General features: G+C 71.1%; 17 protein-coding genes and 1 pseudogene. 10 read left to right on the top strand and 8 right to left on the bottom strand.

Annotation, left to right across the window (positions count from 1 at the left end; genetic code table 11):
* Positions 1–229: 229 nt before the first annotated feature.
* Positions 230–916 carry a response regulator transcription factor gene (locus AB0B14_RS25480; protein WP_357074013.1) on the bottom strand — a complete coding sequence of 229 codons (687 nt, stop codon included), beginning with the start codon at positions 914–916 and terminating at the stop codon, positions 230–232.
* 284 nt (positions 917–1,200) lie between these two features.
* Positions 1,201–2,115 (bottom strand): PD-(D/E)XK nuclease family protein, encoded by a 915-nt coding sequence (locus tag AB0B14_RS25475; RefSeq protein ID WP_357074009.1) that lies wholly within the window; start codon positions 2,113–2,115, stop codon positions 1,201–1,203.
* A 77-nt stretch (positions 2,116–2,192) separates the two neighbouring features.
* Here AB0B14_RS25475 and AB0B14_RS25470 point away from each other — a divergent pair, with 77 nt between their 5' ends.
* Genes AB0B14_RS25470 through AB0B14_RS25460 form a run of 3 tightly spaced genes read left to right on the top strand, consistent with a single transcriptional unit; the run spans position 2,193 to position 4,961 of the window.
* Positions 2,193–3,347, top strand: a complete 1,155-nt coding sequence (locus AB0B14_RS25470; RefSeq protein WP_357524599.1) for a site-2 protease family protein — start codon at positions 2,193–2,195, stop codon at positions 3,345–3,347.
* A gap of 44 nt (positions 3,348–3,391) precedes the next feature.
* Complete coding sequence (locus tag AB0B14_RS25465) at positions 3,392–4,342, top strand: tRNA (adenine-N1)-methyltransferase (protein WP_357074374.1); 951 nt, start codon at positions 3,392–3,394, stop codon at positions 4,340–4,342.
* Positions 4,343–4,388: 46 nt separating this feature from the next.
* Positions 4,389–4,961: a hypothetical protein gene (locus AB0B14_RS25460; RefSeq protein ID WP_357074003.1), complete on the top strand. Its 573-nt coding sequence runs from the start codon at positions 4,389–4,391 to the stop codon at positions 4,959–4,961.
* Positions 4,962–5,013: 52 nt separating this feature from the next.
* Here the strand turns inward: AB0B14_RS25460 and AB0B14_RS25455 are convergent, their stop codons facing one another.
* Complete coding sequence (locus AB0B14_RS25455) at positions 5,014–5,307, bottom strand: ferredoxin (protein WP_357074000.1); 294 nt, start codon at positions 5,305–5,307, stop codon at positions 5,014–5,016.
* Positions 5,308–5,485: 178 nt separating this feature from the next.
* On the opposite strand from AB0B14_RS25455, the gene arc reads away from it, so the two are divergent.
* The 7 genes from arc to prcA all read left to right on the top strand — a co-directional run bounded on the left by arc (position 5,486) and on the right by prcA (position 13,683).
* Positions 5,486–7,270, top strand: a complete 1,785-nt coding sequence (gene arc / locus AB0B14_RS25450; RefSeq protein ID WP_357073997.1) for a proteasome ATPase — start codon at positions 5,486–5,488, stop codon at positions 7,268–7,270.
* 131 nt (positions 7,271–7,401) lie between these two features.
* Positions 7,402–9,366: a hypothetical protein gene (locus AB0B14_RS25445; RefSeq protein WP_357524597.1), complete on the top strand. Its 1,965-nt coding sequence runs from the start codon at positions 7,402–7,404 to the stop codon at positions 9,364–9,366.
* Between the two features lie 121 nt (positions 9,367–9,487).
* Positions 9,488–11,005 (top strand): depupylase/deamidase Dop, encoded by a 1,518-nt coding sequence (gene dop / locus AB0B14_RS25440; RefSeq protein WP_357073992.1) that lies wholly within the window; start codon positions 9,488–9,490, stop codon positions 11,003–11,005.
* Between the two features lie 104 nt (positions 11,006–11,109).
* Positions 11,110–11,325, top strand: a complete 216-nt coding sequence (locus AB0B14_RS25435; RefSeq protein WP_030332902.1) for a ubiquitin-like protein Pup — start codon at positions 11,110–11,112, stop codon at positions 11,323–11,325.
* Between the two features lie 186 nt (positions 11,326–11,511).
* On the top strand, positions 11,512–12,033 hold the full coding sequence (locus AB0B14_RS25430) for an endonuclease VII domain-containing protein (protein WP_357524595.1): 522 nt from the start codon (positions 11,512–11,514) through the stop codon (positions 12,031–12,033).
* Positions 11,952–12,791 (top strand): proteasome subunit beta, encoded by an 840-nt coding sequence (prcB, locus tag AB0B14_RS25425; RefSeq protein ID WP_357073986.1) that lies wholly within the window; start codon positions 11,952–11,954, stop codon positions 12,789–12,791. The genes AB0B14_RS25430 and prcB overlap by 82 nt, the downstream gene beginning before the upstream one ends.
* A 61-nt stretch (positions 12,792–12,852) precedes the next feature.
* On the top strand, positions 12,853–13,683 hold the full coding sequence (gene prcA / locus AB0B14_RS25420; protein ID WP_357073983.1) for a proteasome subunit alpha: 831 nt from the start codon (positions 12,853–12,855) through the stop codon (positions 13,681–13,683).
* Between the two features lie 129 nt (positions 13,684–13,812).
* Here the strand turns inward: prcA and AB0B14_RS25415 are convergent, their stop codons facing one another.
* From AB0B14_RS25415 to AB0B14_RS25395, 5 genes and pseudogenes are all read right to left on the bottom strand, one after another.
* Complete coding sequence (locus tag AB0B14_RS25415; protein WP_357524593.1) at positions 13,813–15,111, bottom strand: polysaccharide biosynthesis protein; 1,299 nt, start codon at positions 15,109–15,111, stop codon at positions 13,813–13,815.
* Positions 15,108–15,809 (bottom strand): glycosyltransferase family 2 protein, encoded by a 702-nt coding sequence (locus AB0B14_RS25410; RefSeq protein ID WP_357073977.1) that lies wholly within the window; start codon positions 15,807–15,809, stop codon positions 15,108–15,110. The genes AB0B14_RS25415 and AB0B14_RS25410 overlap by 4 nt, the downstream gene beginning before the upstream one ends.
* Positions 15,802–16,173, bottom strand: a complete 372-nt coding sequence (locus AB0B14_RS25405; RefSeq protein ID WP_357073974.1) for a DUF2304 domain-containing protein — start codon at positions 16,171–16,173, stop codon at positions 15,802–15,804. The genes AB0B14_RS25410 and AB0B14_RS25405 overlap by 8 nt, the downstream gene beginning before the upstream one ends.
* Positions 16,170–17,057 carry a dTDP-4-dehydrorhamnose reductase gene (gene rfbD, locus AB0B14_RS25400; protein ID WP_357073971.1) on the bottom strand — a complete coding sequence of 296 codons (888 nt, stop codon included), beginning with the start codon at positions 17,055–17,057 and terminating at the stop codon, positions 16,170–16,172. Before rfbD ends, AB0B14_RS25405 begins: the two co-directional genes overlap by 4 nt.
* Positions 17,054–17,173: pseudogene (locus tag AB0B14_RS25395) on the bottom strand (dTDP-glucose 4,6-dehydratase); the annotation flags it as partial. The gene rfbD and the pseudogene AB0B14_RS25395, both read right to left, overlap by 4 nt.

Raw genomic sequence — 17,173 nt, 5'->3', positions numbered from 1 at the left:
CGCTGCGGGTGGCCCCCGATGCCGGCTCAGGGTTGCCCCTGACCCGACGGCCGGTCGACCTCTTTCCCACGACCGGCGCCGCCGCCGAACCCGACTCTGGTCCCTCACGTCACAGGAGGGTCAACAGCGCCGCGCCGTCTCCGGTCACGGTAGGTGACGACGGCAACGAGGCCGTCCCCCCACGGAGGGATTCCCGAGTACGCCCGGTGGGGTAGTCGCCGAACGCCGGCTACGCCCGTGGGCGGATCAGACCCGACTCGTACGCCAGCACCACGGCCTGCACCCGGTCCCGCAGTCGTAGCTTCGTCAGCAGGCGCCCGACGTGGGTCTTCACGGTGGTCTCGCTGACCGACAGCACCGCCGCGATCTCGGCGTTGGACAACCCCCGCGCCACCTGCACCAGCACCTCGCGTTCCCGGTCGGTCAGCGCGCTGAGCACCGGCGAGGGTGTCGCCGCCGGGTCGGGCAGCAGGTCGGCGAAGCGCTCCAGCAGCCGCCGCAGGATCCGCGGCGCGACCACCGCGTCCCCGCCGGCCACCGTGCGGATCGCCGCGATCAACTCCTCGGCGGGCACGTCCTTGGCCAGGAACCCGCTGGCACCCGCGCGCAGCGCCCCCACCACGTACTCGTCCAGGTCGAACGTGGTGAGCACCAGCACCCGCACCGGCAACCGGGCGTCGACGATCGCCCGGGTCGCGGCCACCCCGTCCATGCGGGGCATCCGGATGTCCATCAGCACGACGTCGGGCAGCAGCCGCCGGGACAGCTCCACCGCCTCCACACCGTCGCCGGCCTCGGCGACCACGTCCAGGTCACCCTCGGCCCCGAGGACCATCCGGAAGCCGGTGCGCAGCAGCGGTTGGTCGTCGGCGAGCAGGATCCGTACCGGCCGCGCCGAGGCCCCCCGATCCGTCATCTCGTCTCCCGTTCCGCCGACGCCGTGCCCGCACCGCTCATCCTCGCGTACCCCGGACGGTGCGTCGCGGACCACGGTAGAGGCCACCCCGCCGCGGTGTCCCCACCGACGCGGCACCGCTTCGATCGGGCCCATCGGCCGGGCCGCGGTGCCTCGCGGCGGGGGCGGGCCGCAGTGTCGCGCGCGGGTTCGCGCGCGGGTTCGCGGTGCCTCGCGGCGAGGGCGCGGTCGGCGGCCGGCCGCCCACCTTGCGGCGGGGGCACGGGCGGCCCGCCGCGAGGCGCTCACTCGTCGGCGCCGGGCACCACCGGGGCGGAGCGGGCGTCGCGCAGCGGATCGGCGGTCGCCGCGGCGACCGGAAACGGCGGCGGGGTGCCGCCGAAACTCGGGCACAGCGCCTGGTGGCTGCACCAGTCGCAGAGCCGGCTCGGCCGGGGGCGGAAATCCTGCCGGGCGGTGGCCTGCTCGATCGCCCGCCACAACGCCACCACCGTGCGCTCGAAGCGGAGCAACTCGTCGGCGTCCGGCGTGTAGTCCAACACCTCCGCGTCGCGCAGGTAGAGCAGCCGCAGCACCCGGGGCACCACCCCCCGGGTGCGCCACAACACCAGCGCGTAGAACTTCAGCTGGAACAGCGCCCGCGCCTCGAACGCCTCCCGTGGCGCGCCCCCGGTCTTGTAGTCGACCACCCGCAGCGCGCCGTCCGGAGCGACATCGAGCCGGTCGAGATAGCCCCGGATCAGCAACTCCTCGTCGACCACCGCCGAGATCAGGCTCTCCCGTTCGGCCGGCTCCAGCCGGGTTGGGTCCTCCACCGCGAAGTAGCCCTCCAACAGCCCCGCGGCCGAGCGGAGGAACTCCACCGGACCGGCCGGCTCCGCCCCGTCGAAGATCGCGGCCAGCTCCGGCTGCTCGGTGACCAGCCGGTCCCACTGGGGGGCCACCAGATCGCCGGCCGCCGCTGGTGTGCGGCCCTGCGCGGGCAGGTCGAACAGGCGCTCCAGCACCGCGTGCACAAGCGTGCCCCGGGCCTGCTCGATCGTGGTGCGCTCGGGCAGCCGGTCGATGCTACGGAACCGGTAGAGCAGTGGGCAGGTCTTGAAATCCGCCGCCCGCGACGGCGACAGCGAGGCCCGCACCGTCGGCGGCGCCTGCGCCGGAGAGGAGGGCTGGGAGGTGGTGACCGGTTCCGCCGTCATGTCGGCAAAGGTTAGGGCACCGGTGTGACACCGACCGCCGCCCGCCCCGCACGGCGACGGTCCGTAGCATCTGGGCGATGGAGCAGACACCCCGGCCGCCGCGCCGACCCGATCGGCGTCTCGGCCTGAACGTCGGCCGCGTGTTCGGGGTGCCGCTGCACCTCAACGGCTCCATGGTCCTGCTCGCGGTGTTCATCGCCGTGCTGTACGCCGAGTTCGCCCGCCGACAGCTGGACCTGCCGCAGATCAGCGGCTACCTGATCGGCTTCGGGTTCGTCGTGTCGCTGCTCGGCTCGGTGCTCCTGCACGAGCTGGGCCACGCCCTCACCGCCCGGCGCTACGGCATCGGTGTGCGCGGAATCACCCTGGAACTGCTCGGCGGCTACACCGAGATGGACCGGGACGCCCCGTCGCCCCGCGTCGACCTGCTGGTCTCGCTGGCCGGCCCGGCGGTCTCCGCGGTGCTCGGCGTCCTCGCGGTCGCCGCCACCCTCGCCCTGCCCGAACGGACGGTGGCGCACCAACTCGCCTTCCAACTCGCCGTCAGCAACGTCATCGTCGCCCTGTTCAACAGCCTGCCCGGGCTGCCCCTCGACGGCGGCCGGGCGCTGCGCGCCGCGGTGTGGGGGCTGACCCACGACCGGCACCTCGGCACCGAGGTCGCCGGGTGGGCCGGCCGGGTCGTCGCGGTCGGCACCGCCGCCCTGGTCGGGCTGCTCACCGTGGCCGACTACCTGGCGCCGCTCGCGCTGCCGCTGATGCTGCTGGTCGCCATCACCCTCTGGCGCGGCGCCGGGCAGTCCATCCGGGCCGCCCGGGTCAGCCGCCGGTTCCCGCTGATCGACCTGTCCCGGCTGGCCCGCCCGGTCTGGCCGGTGGCCACCGGTACGCCCCTGGCCGAGGCCCAGCGCCGACGCGCCGAAGGTGGGCAGCCCGCCTCGGCCCTGCTGGTCACCGACTCCACCGGCCGGCCGGTGGCGCTCGTCGACCCGGCCGCCGCCGACGCGGTGCCCGTCGACCGCCGACCGTGGTTGGCGGTGGACTCCGTCGCCCACGCGCTGGGCTCACTTCCCGCGCTGCCGGTCGGCCTGGACGGCGAGCGGGTGATGGAGGCCGTACAGGCCCACCCGGGCGCGCAGTACGTGGTGACGTCAGGCGAAGATGTCGTCGGCATTCTGCACATCGCGGACCTGGCACAGCTCCTCGAACCCAACCGGAAGATGACACCGTGACCGCAACTCCCTCCACCGTCGGAGCCGACCCCACCACCCCGGCGCTGACACCCGTGCACCGTGGGCCGTTCCGGCCCGGCGACCGGGTCCAGCTGACCGACCCCAAGGGGCGGATGCACACCGTGACGCTGGAGCCCGGCAAGGAGTTCCACACCCACCGCGGCATCCTGGCGCACGACACGCTGATCGGGCTCCCCGACGGCAGCGTGGTGACCACCGCCGGTGGCGGCACCGCGTTCCTCGCCCTGCGGCCGCTCCTGTCGGACTACGTGCTGTCCATGCCCCGCGGCGCCCAGGTGATCTACCCGAAGGACTCGGCGCAGATCGTCGCCATGGGTGACATCTTCCCCGGCGCGAAGGTCCTCGAGGCCGGCGCCGGCTCCGGCGCGCTGAGCTGCTCCCTGCTGCGGGCCGTCGGCACCGAGGGTGAGCTGCACTCCTTCGAGCTGCGCGACGACTTCGCCCAGATCGCCAAGCGCAACGTCGAGGCGTTCTTCAACGGGCCGCACCCGTCGTGGCACCTGCACGTCGGTGACGTCGCCCAGTGTCAGGAGACCGGCTTCGACCGGATCATCCTGGACATGCTGACCCCCTGGGAAACTCTCGACATGGTCGAGCGGGCGCTGGTCCCCGGCGGGGTGTTCATCGGCTACGTCGCCACCACACCGCAGCTGTCCGAGCTGGTGGAGGCGCTGCGCGAGCGCGGCGGCTGGACCGAGCCGCGCGCCTGGGAGTCGCTGGTGCGCGACTGGCACGCCGAGGGCCTCGCCGTCCGGCCGGACCACCGGATGATCGCGCACACCGCGTTCCTGGTGTCCGCGCGCAAACTGGCCCCCGGGGTCACCGCGCCGCCGCGCCGCCGCAAGCCCAGCAAGGGCACCGAGGCGTACGCGCAGCGCCGCCAGGACCTGCGCGCGGCAGAGGCAGCCCGACAGGCCGCCGCCGTGGCGGCAGACGCCCAGTCCGACGGTACGGGGGAGATGGGCAGGCCGTGACCATCGAGCTGGCTGCCGGCACCGTCGAGCAGGGGGAGGCGCTGGCATGAGCCGACCGGGCTACGGCGGCGGTGACCTCCCCGCGGTCTTTCCCGACTGGTCGCCCTACCAGGATCTGGAATCGGCGGCACGGGCCTACCTGCGCGACCCCGACGTCGCACTGGAGGCTCTGGGCGGCGTGCTGCGCGGCGCATCGGTGCTCGGCTTCACCCTGGAACGCTTCGTCAACGAGGTCAACGGCGTGTGGCAGGAGGTCGTCGTCTGCGACGGCAGCCGGCTGATCCTGTGGCACGGCGAGGACGTGCCGCCGGAGGAGGGCCCACCGGGCTCGATGACGTCGTCGCTGCGGGTCGTGCCGGTCTCCACCGTCACCGAGGTCGGCTGCCGGCGGCGGCTCAACCGTTCCGAGAACGGCGAGATCCGGGTCGACAGCATCGACGTCTACCTGCTACTCACCTCACTGGACGAGGCGCCGCCGAGCGAGGAGATGGTCGGCACACCACGACACGACGCGCTGCGCTTCGGTAAAACCCTCGACGACGGCGGGGCCGGGCAGATCGCCCGGTTGGAGGAATTCGCGCGGCTGGTCGCCTCGGTGGTCGGCCGACCGATGCTCTGAGGCGTACCCCATCCGGACCCGGCCGGGCCGCGCGGCCCGGCCGGTGGGTGGCTCAGCCGTCCTCGGCGTCCGGACCGGCGACCTCGACACCGTCGCCGCGCACCACGTGGATGCAGTCGCCCGGGCACTCCTTCGCGGAGTCGATCACCTCGAGCCGCAGGTGCTCGGGCACGTCGACGCGGCTGCCCGGCGTCGTCCGCAGCTCACCGTCGGCACCCTTGACATACGCCAGGCCGTCGATGTCGAACTCGAAAACCTCCGGCGCGTACTGCACGCAGAGCCCATCGCCCGTGCACAGATCCTGGTCCACCCAGACCTGCAGCTGATCGGTCGCGACCTCGGTCACCGGCGCACCCCCCATGTTCTCCCGTCCTACGCTTCGACGGTACCCGAACGCCAGTAACGGCCCGTCAGGCCACCCTTGGCGATCAAGGTTCGGTGACGAGGGTGTTGCGTGGGACCGAATCGGCCTCATAGCGGCTAGTGTTAGGGCAGAACGTTCAAGCCCCCCGGGGAGGTGGGACGTGGCAGCACGCAGCGACGACGCGGACTCGCGCGCCGCACGGTGGGAGAAGGAAGCCCACGATCTCTCCACGCAGGTCGCGTTCCTGCAGGAGGAACTCGCTCTGGTGCGGCGTAAGTTGACCGAGAGCCCCCGACACGTCCGGCAGCTCGAAGAGCGGCTGGCGGCCACCCAGGCACAGTTGGCGCGGCTGACCGAGAACAACGACCGGCTGGTGAGCACCCTCAAGGAGGCTCGCACGCAGATCGTGACGCTCAAGGAAGAGATCGACCGGCTCGCGCAACCGCCGAGTGGCTACGGTGTCTTCCTGGCCAAGCACGACGACGGCTCGGTGGACGTCTTCACCGGCGGTCGCAAACTACGGGTCGCGGTCTCACCCTCGCTCGACGTGGGTGACCTGCGCCGTGGCCAGGAGGTCCTGCTCAACGACGCGCTCAACATCGTCGACGCGTTCGGCTACGAGCGGGTCGGTGAGGTCGTGATGCTCAAGGAGATCCTGGAGGGACCAGGCGGCGGGCCGGGTGACCGGGCGCTCGTGGTCTCGCACTCCGACGAGGAACGCATCGTGCACCTCGCCGAGACCCTCATCGGCTCGGCGATCCGAGCCGGCGACTCGCTCATGATCGAGCCCCGCTCGGCGTACGCGTACGAGCGGATCCCGAAGAGCGAGGTCGAGGAGCTGGTCCTGGAGGAGGTGCCCGACGTCGACTACGGCGACATCGGTGGCCTCCAGTCGCAGATCGAGCAGATCCGCGACGCGGTGGAGCTGCCGTTCCTGCACGCGGACCTGTTCCGTGAGCACCAGCTCCGCCCGCCCAAGGGCATCCTGCTCTACGGCCCGCCCGGCTGTGGCAAGACGCTCATCGCCAAGGCGGTGGCCAACTCGCTGGCCAAGAAGATCGCCGAACGGCAGGGCAAGGAGAAGCACACCAGCTTCTTCCTCAACATCAAGGGCCCCGAGCTGCTCAACAAGTACGTCGGCGAGACCGAGCGGCACATCCGGCTGATCTTCCAGCGTGCACGGGAGAAGGCCGGCGAGGGCACCCCGGTGATCGTGTTCTTCGACGAGATGGACTCGATCTTCCGGACCCGCGGCTCCGGTGTCTCCTCCGACGTGGAGAACACCATCGTCCCGCAGCTGCTCAGCGAGATCGACGGCGTGGAGGGGCTGGAGAACGTCATCGTCATCGGCGCCTCCAACCGGGAAGACATGATCGACCCGGCCATCCTGCGCCCCGGTCGGCTCGACGTGAAGATCAAGATCGAGCGACCGGACGCCGAAGCGGCCAAGGACATCTTCTCCAAGTACATCCTCGCCGGGCTGCCCCTGCACCCGGATGACCTGGCCGAGCACGCGGCCGACCCCCAGGCCACCGTCGCGGCGATGATCGACGCCGTGGTGCTGCGGATGTACTCCGAAACCGAGGAGAACCGCTTCCTCGAGGTCACCTACGCCAACGGTGACAAGGAAGTCCTCTACTTCAAGGACTTCAACTCCGGCGCGATGATCCAGAACATCGTCGACCGGGCCAAGAAGATGGCCATCAAGGAGTTCCTCACCTCCGGTCGCAAGGGTCTGCGCCTGCAGCACCTGCTCGACTCCTGCGTCGACGAGTTCCGCGAGAACGAGGACCTCCCCAACACCACCAACCCCGACGACTGGGCCCGCATCTCCGGCAAGAAGGGCGAGCGAATCGTCTACATTCGCACGCTCGTCTCCGGCGGCAAGGGCGCCGAGGCCGGGCGGTCCATCGAGACCGCCAGCAACACCGGCCAGTACCTCTGAGTAAACGGTGACACCGGCGGGCCCGGGACGCGACGCGTCCCGGGCCCGCCGATCACACCGGCCCCCCACACACGCTCGACCGCACCGGATACGCTGTTGCGCCCCCCTCAATCGACCCGTCGAGGATCCGCGTGCCGTCCGAGCTCACCGTCACCGTCCCGCCGGCACGCGCCGCGGTCGACCCGGGCACCCCGCCGCCCGCCCGCACCCACCGTTCGCTGCTCATCGCACTCGCGGCAGCCTGGCTGATCCCCGCCGCGGCGTACCCCCTGCACCTGACCTGGCTGCTGCCCCCGCTCGTGCTGCTGGCCACGGCCAGCCTGCTGCGCGGTGGCCGGACCCTGCTCGACCGCCTGCTGCTCGGCGCTCTGCTGCTCGTCGGCACCACCACCGTCGCCGGCCTGCTCTTCACGGTCTGGCCATGGGGGCTGCACCCGGTCGCGGTCAACGGCGCCGCGCTGACGGCGCTCACCCTCATCGCGGCGGCCACCGGCCGACGTCCCACCCTGCCGCGTCCGGGCTGGACCGACCTGCTGCCGATCATCGCCACCGCCGCCACCGTCGGCTATCTCGCCCAGCCCTGGCTGCGCGCCGGCACCCTCGCCGGGCGTCTCAGCCTGCTCGCCCTCGGCGAGGACAACTTCCGCCACGTCGCCCTCGTCGACGCCATCGGCCGGCTCGGCGGGTACGCCTTCCTCGACCCGGCCGGCTCCCGCGACCACATCGTCTCGTTGCTCGCCCGCTATCCGCAGGGATGGCACCTCACCACCGCGCTCCTCGACACGCAGCTGCGCTCGGCCACCGGCACGCCCAGTGGGGTCAGCAGCCTCACCCACTACGGGTGGTGGTGCCTCGCCACCTTCGGCCTGCTCACGCTCACCCTCTTCTGGGCCGCCCAGCGACTGCCCGGCCCCCTGCACCCGTTGCACCGCGGCGTCCTGACCATCGTCGTCGGGGCGCTCGTCCTCGGCAGCCAGATGCCCCGCCTGCTGATCGCCGGCTACCCCAGCGAGGTGCTCGGCCTCGCCCTGGCCGTCGCGCTGGCCGCCCTGGTCGTCCGCCCCCTGGCCGGCAACCGCGAACAACTCGTGCTGCTGGCCGCCCTGCTCATCGGCATCGGCTTCACCTACTACCTCTTCCTCCCACCGGCCGGGCTGCTCGTCCTCGGCTGGCTCATCGCCCACCGCCGCGAGCTGTCCCAGATCCGCCGGACGCTGCTCGCCGTCGGCCTGGTCACCGCACTGCTCGCCCCGCTGCCCCTGCTGGTCGGCGTCCTCGGCGACAGCCAGACCGAAGCGCTCGACGCCAAGGCCGGCCCCGAACTCGCCGAGGCGTGGCGCGCGCTGCTCGGCCTCACCCCGATCGTGCTGATCGCCCTCGTGATCCAGGCCCGCCGCGCCGACCGGGCCTGGCGCCGCCACCTCGCCGCCGTGCTGGTGGCGGTCGGGTTCGCCCTCGCCATCGCCTTGGCCAACGTCCTCACCGGCGTCCAGCCCGCCTACTACTTCATGAAGGGCACCCACCTCGCCACCGGCCTGCTCATCGTCGGCACCGCCGCCCTGGTCCGGCTGCTGCCCGTGCCGTCCGGCGCCGACCGCCGCGACCGGATCCGCGCCGCCGCCCCAGCCGTGCTCGCCGCCGCCCTGGCCGTGCTCACCGTCGTGACGCTCTGCGGACTGACCGGTTGGCGCGGCAGCCTGCTCGTGGTCGACAAGCAGAGCTGGACCTGGCTCCTGGTCCAGCACAACGTCGACAAGCCGTCGAGGGTGGCTCGGGTCTGCGCGGCCGCATACCGCCGTCACCCCGTCCAGCAGGGCACCGTCACCGTCGTGCTGGATCGCACCGCCTACCGCGGTTACGCCGAATCGATCTGCCTGTCCGCTCTGCAGGCCAGCACCGCGCAGACCGAACAGGCCATCTACCTGCCCGTGTTCGAGGAACCCGAGCGCACCCGCAGGATAATGCGCGAAACGTCCGGTCCGATCCGACTGCTGGTCAGCGACCCGGCCGCGCAGGGACGTGTCGACAGTCTGCTCACCAGATACCCCGAACTGCGGTCACGCGTCACCACCGTGCCGCTGATCATCAAGTACTGAGCGCGCCGCCACCGCGACGACACCCGTAACCCGCTCGCACCGGCGTGCCCCCGTCCCCGAACAGTCGGACTACGCTCGACATGACGGGGGACCGGGTCGGGCGAGCGAAGCGGGTAGATCGATGAGCGTAAGACGGATCATGGGCACCGAGGTCGAGTACGGTATCTCCGTGCCCGGACAGGCCGGAGCCAACCCGATGGTCACCTCATCACAGGTGGTCAACGCCTACGGGGCACGCCCCGAGCTCAACCGGGGCGGTCGAGCCCGCTGGGACTACGAGGAAGAGTCGCCGCTGCGCGACGCCCGCGGTTTCACCTACTCCGGGGCCGCCTACGACCCCGCCGAGGCACTGGCCGACGAGGATCTCGGCCTGGCCAACGTGATACTCACCAACGGTGCACGTCTCTACGTCGACCACGCCCACCCCGAATACTCCACCCCGGAGGTCACCACCCCACGCGACATCGTGCGGTGGGACAAGGCCGGCGAGCGGGTGATGGCCGAGGCGTCCCGCCGCGCCGCCACCATCCCGGGCAGCCAGCCGATCCACCTCTACAAGAACAACACCGACAACAAGGGCGCCAGCTACGGCGCCCACGAAAACTACCTGATGCGTCGGCAGACCCCGTTCGCCGACATCGTGGCGTACCTGACGCCGTTCTTCGTCACCCGCCAGATCGTCTGCGGCGCCGGCCGGGTCGGCATCGGCCAGGACGGTGGGCAGAGCGGCTTCCAGATCTCCCAGCGCGCCGACTTCTTCGAGGTCGAGGTGGGACTGGAGACCACACTCAAGCGGCCGATCATCAACACCCGCGACGAGCCACACGCCGACGCCGACAAATACCGCCGGCTGCACGTCATCATCGGCGACGCCAACCTCTCCGAAATCTCCACCTACCTCAAGGTCGGCACCACCGCGCTGATCCTCAACATGATCGAGGAGAAGGCGCTCGGTCCCGACCTCGGCATCGCCGACCCGGTCAGCGAGTTGCGCGCGGTCAGCCACGACCCCGGCCTGTCGCACCTCATGCGACTGCGCGACGGTCGCCGGCTCACCGCACTGGACCTGCAATGGGCGTACCTGGAACGGGCCCGGTCCTTTGTCGACGACCGCTACGGCACCGACGCCGACGAGCAGACCGTCGACGTGCTCGACCGCTGGGAGAGCGTCCTTGACCGGCTCGGCCGCGACCCGATGCTCTGCGTCGACGAGCTGGACTGGGTGGCCAAGCTGCGGCTGCTCGAGGGTTACCGCGAGCGGGAGAAGCTCGGCTGGGGCTCGCACAAGCTCCAGCTCGTCGACCTACAGTATTCCGACGTCCGGCCGGAGAAGGGCCTCTACCACCGCCTGGTCACCCGGAAGGCGATGAAGACGCTGCTCACCGACGACGAGACACGCACCGCGATGACCGAGCCGCCGGAGGACACCCGGGCCTACTTCCGGGGCCGCTGTCTGGCCCAGTACGCCTCCGAGGTCGTCGCCGCGAGCTGGGACTCGGTGATCTTCGACGTGGGCCGCGAGTCGCTGGTCCGGGTGCCGATGATGGAGCCGGAGCGCGGCACGCGCGCGCACGTGGGGGCGCTGTTCGACCGTTGCGCCAGCGCCAAGGATCTGCTGGAGACGTTGACCGGCGGCTGAACGCACGTCCTTATGCCCGTCGCGTGCCGTAAGCCGGCGCGCGGCGGGCTTTTCGTCGCCCGCGCGAGGTAAGTTCATCGCAGACGATCGTGGAGGAGGCAGCAGTGGCCACTCATGACAGCGGCGGCCAGTCGCAGTCCGGCAAGTCCCGTCAGGGCGAGGAAATCGAGGACGTCACCACCGAGGCCAACCCCGAGGTGGCCGAGCGGCACGCCGAGATCACCGAGGACGTCGACGACCTCCTCGACGAGATCGACTCCGTCCTCGAAGAAAACGCAGAGGAGTTCGTGAGGGGCTACGTGCAAAAAGGAGGTCAGTGAGCATATAGGGTCAATTCGGACATGCCTAGAGCGAACGACGATCGAGACGGACTTCGTCGCTGCCGAGATTGCAGCGAATGGAAGACGCTCGATCAGTTCTGTGCGAGCTCCAAGCGGCCGGGTGGGCGGGGCAGCTACTGCAAGCCCTGCTTCAACGAGCGGTCCAAGGCAAGTTACGCGCGTCGGGTGAAGGCAAAGTTCGACCGCGAGGTGCGCGAAGGTCGCGTCGTGCCCGAGGGTCACAAGTTCTGCCCGACCTGCGATGCGGTCAAGCCGTTCGATGCCTTCCCCCGTAACCGGGCGGACACCTCCGGTTATGGCACCTACTGCGAGCCCTGCCACAACACCAGGACCAGAGAGACGAAAGAGCGGCTGTACGGAGGTAACCGCGAATACCACCTGCGGCGGCGGTACGGCGTCGGGGAGAAGGAGTTTCAGGAGCTCCTGGCCGAGCAGGGCGGGGTCTGCGCGATCTGTGGCGGCACGGACCCGCAACATCTGGACCACGATCATCGCACCGGTTGGGTGCGCGGGATACTCTGCTTCAACTGCAACGGTGGTCTTGGCCAGTTCCGTGACAGTCCCATGAGGCTGGCCAGGGCAATCACGTATCTGAGAGGAACCACGTGGCAGCGGGCTTTGATCCATCCGGGCGTCTACCAGATGTGTTCACCAACGCGGGGACGTCCTCCTTCACGACGTTCCTGAGTCGGGCGGCCCCCGAGATGCTGCCCGGTCGGCGGCCGCTGCCGCCGGGCATGGCAGCGGACCTGGCGCCGCACGCGACCACCATCGTGGCCATCTCGGCCGCCGGTGGCGTGGTGATGGCCGGCGACCGGCGGGCCACCATGGGCAACCTGATCGCCCAGCGCGACATCGAGAAGGTGCACCCGGCCGATGCGTACTCCCTGGTGGGGATCGCGGGCACGGCGGGCATCGGCATCGAGCTGATGCGACTGTTCCAGGTGGAGCTGGAGCACTACGAGAAGATCGAGGGCGCGATGCTCTCGCTCGACGGCAAGGCCAACCGGTTGGCGTCGATGATCCGGGGCAACCTGGGTGCGGCCATGCAGGGCCTGGCCGTGGTGCCGTTGTTCGCCGGGTTCGACCTGGCGGCCGCCGACCCGGCGAGGGCCGGTCGGATCTTCAGTTTCGACGTGACCGGCGGTCCGTACGAGGAGACCGGCTACGACGCCATCGGTTCCGGCTCGCTCTTCGCGAAGTCGGCGCTGAAGAAGCGTTTCCGCAGCGGTGTGTCGGTCGACGACGCCACCCGCCTCGCGGTCGAGGCGCTCTACGACGCGGCGGACGATGACACCGCGACCGGCGGCCCGGACCTGACCCGTCGGATCTATCCGGTGGTGATGACCGCTACCGCCGAGGGCACCCGCCGGTTGACCGACGCCGAGACGGCGGCGATCGCCGAGGGCGTGGTCGCCGGTCGGATGGAGAACCCGGGCGGGTGAGCCCCGTCCACCCCCACCAGTCAGCTGTCGTCAGCACCGCGCCGTAAGGAGAACCGCCGCCGTGGCCATGCAGTTCTACGCCTCGCCCGAACAGATCATGCGCGACCGCTCCGAGTTGGCCCGCAAGGGCATCGCTCGGGGTCGCAGCGCGGTGGTCCTCAGCTATTCCGGCGGGGTGCTCTTCGTCGCGGAGAACCTCTCCAGCGCCCTGCACAAGGTCAGCGAGATCTACGACCGGATCGGGTTCGCCGCGGTCGGTCGGTACAACGAGTTCGAGAATCTGCGCCGTGCCGGTGTGCGGATGGCCGACCTGAACGGGCTCAGCTACGACCGGCGTGACGTCACCGGGCGGGCCCTGGCCAACGCGTTCGCGCAGACGCTGGGTGCGATCTTCACCGAGCAGTCGAAGCCGTTCGAGGTGGAGATCTGCGTGGCGGAGGTCGGGGCGACCGCGGAGGACGACGAGTTGTACCGGCTGACGTACGACGGCTCGGTCAACGACGAGCCGGGGCGGATGGCCATGGGTGGCCAGGCCGAGGCGATCACCGGGGTGCTGAAGTCGCAGCACCGCGCGGACATGTCTCTCGGCGAGGCGGCCCGGGTTGCGGTGCAGGCGTTGAGCACGGTTGGCGGTGAGGGCGGTGCCGCCCGGACGATCGCCGCCAACCAGTTGGAGGTGGCGGTGTTGGACCGCCACCGCGTGGGGCGTACGTTCCGCCGGATCACCGGTGCGGCGCTGACCGCGTTGTTGGACGGCGATGTGTCCGCCGGCGAGCAGCCGGCGGAGGCGGGTGGGCCGGACACTCCGGCGCAGCCCACCACTGAGTCGCACAAGCCGACGACGTCGGCGGCGTCCGCCGACCTGGAGGACAAGCCGGCGGACGGCAAGTAGCAGCGGTCGACGCGGCGGGCGGCTGGGTGTCATGGCCGCCCGCCGCGGCATGTCCAGCACCGGGCTGCGGCCGCGGCACCCCGAGCACCGCAGGTCAGCGTGACCTGGGTGCTCGGAGTGTGAGACCGATCAGACCCCGCCAGGCGTGGCGGCCTCGAAGGCCGGGGTGTGGGTGGGTGCCGGGGTGGTGGCGCGGGTGCGCAGCAGCACGGCCATGACGGCGGCGACCACGACGGAGCCGATGGCGTAGCCGAGCTCGACGCGCAGCGCGGTGGAGACCGGGGCGAGCGTCGCGACGACGAGTGCGGCCACGCCGATGGCCCAGGCGAGGGCTTGGGCCCGGTGCCGGTTGAGGGCGAGCAGTGCCTGGCCGAGGACCATCGCCCAGAGGTAGGCGAGGGTGGCGACGGCGAGCCAGGCGAAGTCGGCGTGGCCGAGGACGCCGGGCGCGTCGAAGAGGGTCTGCACCAGCCAGGGGCCGAGGAGCACGGCGAGGATGGCGCCGCTGAGGCCGAGGGCGCTGACGATGCCCAGGGCGCGGCGGAGCAGGTTGTGGAAGCCGCTGAGGTCGCCGGTGCTGGCCGAGGTGGCGAGGCCGGGTAGCAGCGATGCCTGCAGCGAGGCGAAGACGAACAGGGGGATCCGGACCAGCACCAGCGCGGAGAGCAGCGCGCCGGCGGTTGCCACGTCGGACGGGTCGAGCACCTTCACGTTGATCACGCCGATGTTGACCACGACCTGGGCGAGCAGGCTGGAGGCGGTGAGGAGGCCGAGGCCGCGCAGGAGGGCCGCCCAGGCCACGGGGGCGCCGCCGCCGATGGCCCGCAGGACCGGTGGCGCGGTGAGGATGGCACCGGCGACGGGCGCGATGACCAGCACCGCGCCGTACCAGACGGGGTTGCTGACGCCGTTGAGGCCGAGGACGGCGACGAGTGCGATGCGCAGGCCGCCGTCGATGCCGAGTTGGGCGCCGTACCAGGGGAACAGTTGCAGGCCGGAGAGGACGCCGCGGGTGGTGTGCGCGACGGCGAGCCCGGCCAGCGAGCCGATCAGGACGGTGACCATGGCGCTGTCGCCGGCGAAGAGCCGGTCGGCGAGGGTCTCCCGGGCGGCGATGATCAGGGCGACGACGGCGGCGAGCAGGCCGGCGGCCAGGGCCGCCCCCCGGGCCAGTACCGGCCCGGGGGGAAGGCCCTGGCTGTGCCGGGCGGCGACGAGTCGGGCGATCTCCTGCTCGACCGGCATGAACAGGCCGATGCCGAGGGTGAAGACGATCGACCAGAGTACGGAGAGAGAGTTGTAGTCCGCTCCGCTGAGGCTGTGCCCGGCGACCGCCAGGTGGACGTAGGAGGCGAGCCCCAGCAGGGCCAGCCCGGCGCCAACAGCGACGGTGCCCGGTGGGACCAGACTCAGGAGCCGGCGGATCACCGGCGAATGAGCGCCAACGTGAGGACGGCGAACGCGCGGCCGAGGTAGATCATGGCCTTGGCGGGGGAGTGGCTGGGGGTGCCCGCCATCCGCTTGCGCATGGCCACCGGCACCTGGCGGATGGTGTAGCCGCGTCGGGCGGTGTGCACGAGCGTCTCCACGGTGTCACCCAGGTATTCCACCGGGTACCAGGCGGCGAACATCTCGATCACCCGACGGTTGGCCGCCCGGAACCCGGAGGTGGTGTCGGTGAGCTTCGTGCGGGCGACGCGGGACAGCACGCCGGAGAGCATGACCATGGCCCAGCGGCGGGGGCCGCGGACGTTGTAGTCACCCTCGCCGGCGAACCGGGCGCCGATCACCAGGTCGGTCTCGTCGAGCAGGTCGACGAGTTTCGGCACGTACCGGGGGTCGTGCTGGCCGTCCGCGTCGATCTGGATGGCGACGTCGTAGTCGTGGTCGCGCGCGTACCGGTAGCCCACCCGCATGGCGCCGCCGACGCCGAGGTTGTAGGGCAGTTTCGCGACGAGGGCGCCGGCGGCGGCGGCGACCGCCGCGGTGCGGTCGGTGGAACCGTCGTCGATGACGATCACGTCCACGCCGGGCAGCTCACCGCGGACCTCGCCGACCACGTCGGCGATCGAGCCGGACTCGTTGAGCGCCGGGATGATGATCAGAACCCGCTTGCCGTTAACCATCGGTGCGCACCAGTTCGTCTCGGGCCGCCCGGTCCGCGTCGATCTCGGTGCGGAGCAGAGCGAAGTCTTCGGCCAACGTGCGGGTCTCTTCTTCCAGGGCGCTGACCTCCCAACTGAGGTGCACGCACACCAGCAGCAGGAAGACGATGCCGAGGAAGAGCACGAGGCTCACGCCGGAGGCGACGCCGAGCAGCTCGGCGACGTTGTCCAGCAGGCGGGGGAAGAGCGACAGGGGGATGACGATCACCAGGACGCCGAGCCAGAGCATGCCGTATTTTTCGCGGAGCTGCCGGCGGCGCAGCAGCTCGACGATCGTGGCCAGCAGTATCAGGCCGGTCAAGCCGGTGACGAGGGTGAGCTTCATGCGACCTTCCACGGAGCGGGCGGAGCGGGGGAGTCGAACGCGTCGACGAGGGTGGCATGCCAGTCGGGGAGCGACGGCAGACCTGCGGCCGCCCAGCGGCTGTGCGCTAGCACACTGTACGCCGGACGGAGAGCAGGAAGAGGATACCGGTCGCTGGTGGTGGGTCGGATCCGGTCCGGGTCCAGACCGGCCAACGTGAACGTGGCGCGGGCCAGCCCGTACTTGGTTGTCTGGCCGGCGCAGGTGCTGTGGTAGACACCGGGAGCCGCCCGGCCCTCCAGGGCTGCGTCGGCGAGTGCGACGAGCCGCTCGGCGAGCGGGTAGGACCAGGTGGGCTGGCCGTGCTGGTCGTCGACGACGGTGATGTGCTCCCGCTGGGCGGCGAGCCGGAGCATGGTGGCCACGAAGTTCGGCCCGTGCGCGCCGTACAGCCAGGCGGTGCGGACCACGTACCCGGTGTCGGGCAGCAGCCGGGCGACGGCCTGCTCGCCGACCAGCTTGCCCCGGCCGTAGGCGTTGATCGGCGCGGTGGGGGCGTCCTCCGGGTAGGGGGTCTTCGCGTCGCCGGAGAAGACGTAGTCGGTGGAAACCTGGATCAGCCGCGCGCCGCTGGCGGCACACGCCGACGCGAGATTCGCCACGCCGTTGCCGTTGACGGCGGTGGCTGCCGCCTCGTTGGCTTCGGCGCCGTCAACGTTGGTCCACGCCGCCGTGTTGATCACGATGTCGTGCTCGACGACCGCCTCGCGGACGGCGGCGGGATCGGTGATGTCCAGGTCGGCGCGGCCGGCCGCGGTCACCTTGAGGTCGGACCGGGTGTGCAGCACGGAGACCAGGTCCCGGCCGAGCATCCCGCCGGCGCCGGTGACGAGTAGTCGGGTCATGCGGTGGGTGTGGTCTTGAGGGGTTCCCACCAGGTGCGGTTGTCGCGGTACCAGGTGACGGTGTCGGCGAGGCCGGCGTCGAGGGTGATGCTGGGGGTGTAGCCGAGTTCCTGGTG

This window comes from Micromonospora sp. NPDC049171, assembly GCF_040648275.1.
Taxonomy (GTDB): Bacteria; Actinomycetota; Actinomycetes; order Mycobacteriales; family Micromonosporaceae; genus Micromonospora.
Note: the sequence above shows the minus strand (reverse complement) of the source record. Positions and strands in the feature narration are given on the sequence as shown.